Annotated in this window: 1 protein-coding gene; it reads left to right on the forward strand. The window is 37.7% G+C overall.

Translation table 11 applies throughout. The annotated features are described in order from the left end of the window. The coding region (locus EEB19_RS26630) for a collagen binding domain-containing protein (protein ID WP_187590317.1) at positions 1-395 on the forward strand (395 nt) is incomplete at both ends.

Genomic DNA, 395 nt, shown 5'->3' on the forward strand with positions numbered 1-395 from the left:
GGACAAGTCTTTGAATATACAGCTAAAAACACTTTGAAAAAAGGTGTGATCAAAGTTCATAAAGTCGATGATCAAGGGAAAGCATTAGCAAACGCAGAATTCACTTTGACGGACGACAAAGGTGTAAAAGTTGTACAAAAAACGGACAGAAATGGCTTGGCAACATTTAATATTGTTGCCAACAAAACGTACAAAATCGAAGAAACACAAAACCCTAATGGTTATACAGGGAAATGGTCTAAAGAAGGCATCACCGTTGCTGACGATGGACAAACCTTTGAATATACAGTAATTAATCACCTTGTACCTGAAACAGTAAGAACAGGCGGAATCGGTACATCAGCCTTCCTTCTTGTATTTCTAATTGCAGGATTGAGTATGGTGCTACTGTATTA

This window comes from Gordonia sp. OPL2 (assembly GCF_003797825.1).
Lineage (GTDB): Bacteria > Actinomycetota > Actinomycetes > Mycobacteriales > Mycobacteriaceae > Gordonia.